The sequence below is a fragment of the Neoroseomonas rubea genome (assembly GCF_016106015.1).
GTDB lineage: Bacteria > Pseudomonadota > Alphaproteobacteria > Acetobacterales > Acetobacteraceae > Neoroseomonas > Neoroseomonas rubea.
Window position 1 is genome coordinate 1 of sequence record NZ_JACADQ010000240.1, and the last position, 6,494, is coordinate 6,494.

Consider the following 6,494-nt stretch of genomic DNA (forward strand, 5'->3'; position numbering starts at 1 on the left):
GACGCCGAGCGCCAGCCACGCCGCGCGGCGCGGCGGGCGGGCGGCCGGGCTGCGCGGGGCCGCCCTCACAGCACGGGAACGCCTTCGTGCTTGGCCTTCGCCTCAGGCTCGACATGGATGGTGATGATGGCGGTCTCGAGCTCGGCCTTCAGCGCGGCCTCGATGCGGTCGCAGATGTCGTGCGCCTCCCGCACCGACATGGCGCCCGGGACCACCAGGTGGAATTCCAGGAAGGTGAAGCGGCCGGCGTGGCGGGACCGGAGGTCATGCGCCTCGATCGCGCCGGCGGCTTCCTTCGCGACGATGCGGCGGATGCGCTCCATGGTGGCGGGCGGCACCGCCTCGTCCATCAGCCCGCCGACGCTTTCGCGCAGCAGCCTGAAGCCGGAGAACAGGATGTTGGCGGCGGTCAGCGCGGCCAGCAGCGGGTCGAGCCACAGGATACCGGTCAGCGTCACCAGCGCCACGCCCAGGATGACGCCGACCGAGGTCACGACATCCGACCAGAGGTGCCGCGCATCCGCCAGCAGCGCGGGCGATTTCAGCGCCCGGCCGCGGCGCGTCAGCAGCATCGCCCAGGCGGCGTTGGCCGCGCTCGCCACGGCGGAGACGGCAAGGCCGACCGCCGCCTGTTCCGGCGCACGGGGGGCGAGGAAGGCGCCCCAGGCCTCGTTCAGGATCAGCAGCGCCGCGACGATGATCAGCGCGCCTTCCAGCACGGCCGAGAAGTATTCCGCCTTGGCGTGCCCATACGGGTGGTTCGCATCCGCCGGCAGGGCGGAATAGCGCACGGCGATCAGCGCCGCGGCCGCGGCGGCGACGTTCACCACGCTCTCCAGCGCATCGGCCAGCAGCGCGACGCTGCCGGTCAGCCACCAGGCGGCCGCCTTCAGCGCCAGGACGACCACGGCAACGACGACGCTGCCCGCGGCGAGCGCAGTGGCCCGGTTCGACACGCCTTCCCTCATGCACGGGGTTTACCCCCCGCCGGTCAGACGGAAAAGTATTTCGCCCGCGGGTGGTGCAGCACGATGGCGCTGGTGGACTGTTCGGGGTGCAGCTGCCACTCGTCGCTGATCGAAACCCCGATCCGCTCGGCGCCCAGCAGCCGCAGCAGCGGCTCCTGGTCCTCGAGCCGCGGGCAGGCCGGATATCCGAAGGAATACCGCCCGCCGCGGTAGCCCTGCGAGAGCATCTTCTCGATGTCGCGTTCGTCCTGCGCGGCGAAGCCCCATTCGGCGCGGATGCGCTTGTGCGTGTACTCGGCCATCGCCTCGGCCATCTCGACCGACAGGCCGTGCAGGTACAGGTAGTCCTGGTAGCGGTTTTCCTCGAACCATTCGCGCGCCAGGTCGGACGCCTTCTGGCCGACGGTGACCACCTGCAGGCCGATCACGTCGCGCTCGGCATCGTCGATGTCGCGCACGAAGTCGGCGATGCATTCGCCATCCTGCTTGGGCTGGCGCGGCATGTTGAAGCGTGCGACCTCGGTGGTGCCGTCCTGGTCGAACAGGATCAGGTCGTTGCCCTGCCCGGCGCACTTCCAGTAGCCGTAGATGGCCTGCGGCTTGAGGATCTTCTGCTCCTCGGTCAGGGTCAGCATGCGCTTCAGCACCGGGCGCAGTTCCTGCTTCGCCCAGCCCAGGAAATCATCCAGCGAGCGCCCGGCTTTCCGGAAGCCCCACTGGAACTGGTAGAGGCTGCGCTCGTTGATGAAGGGGACCAGCGCGCGCGGGTCGGCCTCCATCACGCGCGCGCCCCAGAACGGCGGATTCGGCGCTTCGCTCTCGGCGGCCACGCGTCGGCGGCGTTCCTGCGCATAGCCCAGGTCCACCGGCGCGAAGCCGCGCGGATCGGCCTGGCCCAGCACGCGCTTCTCGTTCTTCGACTTGCCGGCGCGCTTCGACTGAATGGTACCGAGGTAGCCGTCGAAATCGTTGCCCATCACCTTGTCCATCAGGTGCAGGCCGTCGAAGGCGTCGCGCGCATAGACCACGCGCCCGCAGGCATAGGCCTTGACGCAATCCTCCTCGACATAGTTGCGCGTCAGCGCCGCACCGCCGAGCAGCACCGGCAGGTCGATGCCCTGGCGCGACATCTCCTCCAGGTTCTCGCGCATCACCACGGTGGACTTCACCAGCAACCCGGACATGCCGATGGCATGCGCCTTGTGCTCGACCGCGGCCTCGACGATCTGCGACAGCGGCACCTTGATACCGAGGTTGATCACCTTGTAGCCGTTGTTGGTCAGGATGATGTCGACCAGGTTCTTGCCGATGTCGTGCACATCGCCCTTCACCGTGCCAAGCACGATGATGCCCTTCTCCTGCCCCTCGACGCGTTCCATGTGCGGTTCGAGGTAGGCGACGGCAGCCTTCATGGTCTCGGCCGATTGCAGCACGAAGGGCAGCTGCATCTTGCCAGCGCCGAACAGCTCGCCCACCACCTTCATGCCATCCAGCAGGATGTCGTTGATGATCGCCAACGGCGCGATGCCCTTGGCCAGCGCATCGGCCAGTTCGTCGTCGAGCCCCTTGCGGTCGCCATCGACGATGCGGTCCTTGAGGCGCCCCTCGACCGTCTCGGCCTTCACCTTCGCCACGTTGTCGGCGGCCTTCCGGCCGGCGAACATCTCCAGCAGCTTCTGCAGCGGGTCGTAGCCCTCGGCGCGGCGGTCGAAGATCAGGTCCTCCACGACCTTCACCTCCTCGGCCGGGATCTTGTGCAGCGGCTTGATCTTGGAGACATGCACGATCGCCCCGGTCATCCCCGCCTTCACGGCATGATCGAGGAACACGCTGTTGAGCACGTGCCGCGCCGCCGGGTTCAGGCCGAAGGATATGTTGGACAGGCCGAGGATGATCTGGATGTCCGGGAACTCCTCCCGGATCATGCGGATGCCCTCCAGCGTCCACAGGCCGAGCTTGCGGTCATCCTCGTTGCCGGTGGCGATGGTGAAGGTCAGCGGATCGATCATCAGGTCGGATTGCGGCAGCCCGTGCTGGTTGCAGGCGAAATCCACGAGGCGGCGCGCGATGCGCAGCTTGTCCTCGGCGGTCTTCGCCATGCCCGCTTCGTCGATCGTCAGCGCGATCACCGCGGCGCCGAACTTCTTGGCCAGTATCATCCGGTCGCGTGCCGCGCCCTCGCCTTCCTCGAAGTTGATCGAGTTGATGATCGGCTTGCCGCCATGCAGCTTCAGTGCCTGCTCGATCACCGGCGTCTCGGTGGAATCGATCACCAGCGGGCTGTTCACCGAGGCGGTGAAGCGGGTGATGACCTCGCTCATCTCGCGCATCTCGTCGCGGCCGACGAAGGCGGTGCAGATATCCAGGCTGTTGGATCCCTCGGCCACCTGCTCGCGCCCGATCGCGAGGCAGCTGTCCCAGTCATTGGCTTCCTGTGCCAGCCGCCAGGCCTTCGATCCGTTCGCGTTGCAGCGCTCCCCGATGGAGAAATACGCGTTCTCCTGGCGCAGCGACGTGGCCGAATACAGCGACGCGACCGAGGGCACCCAGTGGAACTTGCGGCGCACCGGCGCGGGACGCGCCGAAGCCCCGCCCAGCCGCCGCAGCATCGCATCCAACGCCGAGATATGCGGCGTTGACGTCCCGCAGCACCCACCGATCAGGTTGAAGCCGTCTTCCGTGACGAAGCGCTCCATCCAGGTCGCCATCTCCTCGGCACCCAGCGGGTAGTGGGTCTTGCCGTCCACCAGCTCCGGCAGGCCGGCATTGGGCTGCACGCTCAGCAGGCCGGGCCAGTTCTGCGACAGCCAGCGGATGTGCTCGGCCATCTCCTGCGGCCCGGTCGCGCAGTTCAGCCCGATCAGCGGCACATCGAGCGCATGCACCACCGCGGCGGCGGCGGCGATGTCGGGGCCGACCAGCAGCGTGCCGGTGGTCTCGACCGTCACCTGCACGAAGATGGGGATGTCGGACTTCGCCTGCGCGCGCGCGATCTTCGCCGCATTCACCGCGGCCTTGATGTAGAGCGTGTCCTGGTTGGTCTCGGTCAGCAGCGCGTCGGCGCCGCCGGCGATCAGCCCGCGGCATTGCTCGACCAGCGCGGCTTCCAGCGCATCATAGGTGATGTGCCCCAGGCTCGGCAGCTTGGTGCCCGGGCCGATATCGCCCACGACCCAGCGGTGGCGGCCATCGGCGAAGCCCTCCCCCGCCTCGCGCGCCAGCTCGACCGCCAGCTTGTTGATCTCGAAGGCGCGCTCGCCGAGCTGGAATTCCTCGAGCGTGATGGGGCTGCCGCCGAAGGTGTTGGTCAGCACCATGTCGGCGCCGGATTCGAAGTAGCTGCGATGGATCTCGCGCACGATGTCGGGGCGCGAGAGATTCAGCACCTCGGTGCAGTTCTCCTTGTCCCAGTAGTCCTTCGCGACATCGAGCGTCATCGCCTGCACGCGTGCGCCCATGCCGCCGTCGCAAAGCAGCACGCGGTCGCGGAGCGCATCGAGGAGGTGCGGGCGGGACATGCGGGAAACCCTCTAGACGTTCGAGACGGAAGCAGGCTGGGTCCGGCGTTCGGCGACCCAGAGCCGGACGGGCATTGGCCCGTCGATGGAGGCGGTGCGGGCCGGCACGCAGCCCGCCGGGCCGAGCCAGCCGGCGATGCCGGCATCGTCGAAGCCCGGCCAGCGATGCGCGAAGGCGCCGCCCAGCAATTCGGCGCGCCCATGCGGCGCGAGGTCGAGGATCAGCAGCGTACCGCCCGGCTTGAGCACGCGCGCGGCTTCGGCGAGCGCGGCCGCCGGGTCCTCGGCATAGTGCAGCACCATCTGCAGCGTGACGGCGTCGAAGACGGCGTCGGGCAGCGGCAGCCGGTACATGTCCGCCTGGCGGACCGAGACATGCGACAGGCCGCGCTCGGCCAGCCGCGTACGAGCGAGTGCCAGCATGTCGCGGGAGGCATCGACGCCGACGCCTTCCTCGATCCGGGGCGCGAGCCGTTCGAGCAGCCCGCCCGTGCCGCAGCCGATGTCGAGCAGGCGGCCGACGCGCTCCGGCAGGGCGCCGAGCAGCGCCGCCTCGATCGCCGCGCCGGGGAGGCCAAGGGCGCGCATCTCGTCCCAATCCGCGCCGTGGCGGCGGAAGGACTCGGAGGCCGCCCGGGCGCGCTCGGCCGCCAGCCGCGCCGCGACGCGCCGGTCCGCGGCGAGCAGCGGGTCTTCCTCCGGCAGGCGGGCGAGGACCTGGCGCGCGAGGTCGGCTTCCGCCGCCAGCTGGAACCAGGCGTTGGAGCCTTCCGGCGTGCGCTGCAGCAGCCCCGCCTCGACCAGCAGCTTCAGGTGGCGCGACAGGCGCGGCTGGGACTGGCCGAGTATGGAGACCAGTTCGCTGACACACCAGGCGCCGCGCGCGCAGAGCGCGAGCAGACGCAGGCGCGTCGGCTCGGCGGCGGCACGAAGCTGGGCCAGCAGGTCGTCCATGGGGCTTGCTATAGTCATAAAGATATCCTTATGTCCAGCACGCCATGGCCTGGACCCTCGACGCCCGCATTCCGATCACGCTGGTTTCATCGCCCGAGGCGCTGGAGGCGTCGCTGGCCGGCCGCCCCGCGGCGCTGCTGGCCGAGGGGGGTGTGCCCGAGGGCGCGCCGTCGGCGACAGAATGTTTCGATCCTGCGGCGGCGCCGCATCTTGCGGGCTGTGCCTGCTGCGCCGGACGCCTGCCGGCCGCGCTCGCCCTCGACAGGCTGTTCCAGGCCCGCGTGCGCGGGCAGGTGGGCTGGTTCGACCGCGTGGTGGCGCTTGCCGGCACCGAGGCCGGGCGGGCGGAGATCGTGGCGGCGCTGCGGGAGGACCCGCTGACGCTCGCCCGCTACAGGCTCTCGGCCTAAGCGGGCAGGGTCTTCTCCCCCTCGCCGAGCGCGCGCTGCATCTGCACCACATCCACCCAGCGGCCGAACTTCATTCCCACCGCCTTCAGCACGCCAACCTGGCGGAAGCCGAGGGAGATGTGCAGGCCGATCGAGCCGACATTCTCGGCATCGCCGATCACCGCGACCATCTGGCGGATGCCCATCGCCTCGGCGCGGGCCAGCACCTCGGCGACCAGCGCCTTGCCGACCCCCTGGCCGCGGATGTCGTCGCGGACATAGACGGAATCCTCCGCCGTGTGCCGATAGGCCGCGCGGGGGCGGAAGGGCGCGCAGTAGCCGAAGCCCAGCACCTCGCCGCCCTGCTCCTCGGCGACCAGCCAGGGGAAGCCTGCGTCCTGCACGCGGGCGATGCGCGCGGCCATCTCGGCGGCGTCGGGGGGCGTTTCCTCGAAGGTGCCGGTGCTGTGCAGCACGTGGTGGCCGTAGATCGCCGTGATGGCCGGGAGATCGGCCGGCGTCGCATCCCGCACGCGCATGGTCAGCCCGGCAGCCCGGCGGCCGCGGCCACCTTCTCGGCCAGCGCGAGCAGCGCCCGGTCGCGGCCGGGCCCCGCGACGAGCGAAAGCCCGACCGGCGCGCCGGCGATGCGCGCGACCGGCAGG

General features: G+C 69.8%; 5 protein-coding genes. 1 reads left to right on the forward strand and 4 read right to left on the reverse strand.

Features of this window, described 5'->3' with window-relative positions:
- Positions 1-65: 65 nt before the first annotated feature.
- From HW577_RS18205 to HW577_RS18215, 3 genes are read right to left on the reverse strand one after another with little or no spacing between them, the layout of a single operon-like run.
- Positions 66-968, reverse strand: coding sequence for a cation diffusion facilitator family transporter (locus tag HW577_RS18205; protein ID WP_198377563.1), 903 nt, complete (start codon positions 966-968; stop codon positions 66-68).
- Between the two features lie 23 nt (positions 969-991).
- Entirely contained in the window at positions 992-4,486 is a 3,495-nt protein-coding gene (gene metH / locus HW577_RS18210) for a methionine synthase (protein WP_198377564.1), read from the reverse strand.
- A 12-nt stretch (positions 4,487-4,498) separates the two neighbouring features.
- Complete coding sequence (locus tag HW577_RS18215) at positions 4,499-5,440, reverse strand: ArsR/SmtB family transcription factor (protein WP_198377565.1); 942 nt, start codon at positions 5,438-5,440, stop codon at positions 4,499-4,501.
- A 44-nt stretch (positions 5,441-5,484) separates the two neighbouring features.
- On the opposite strand from HW577_RS18215, the gene HW577_RS18220 reads away from it, so the two are divergent.
- Positions 5,485-5,850, forward strand: coding sequence for a P-loop NTPase family protein (locus HW577_RS18220; protein WP_198377566.1), 366 nt, complete (start codon positions 5,485-5,487; stop codon positions 5,848-5,850).
- On the opposite strand, the gene HW577_RS18225 is transcribed toward HW577_RS18220, so the two are convergent.
- A complete protein-coding gene (locus HW577_RS18225) occupies positions 5,847-6,368 on the reverse strand; it encodes a GNAT family N-acetyltransferase (protein ID WP_198377567.1) in 522 nt (173 codons plus the stop codon). The two genes, HW577_RS18220 and HW577_RS18225, sit on opposite strands and share 4 nt — an antisense overlap.
- Positions 6,369-6,494 lie beyond the last annotated feature (126 nt).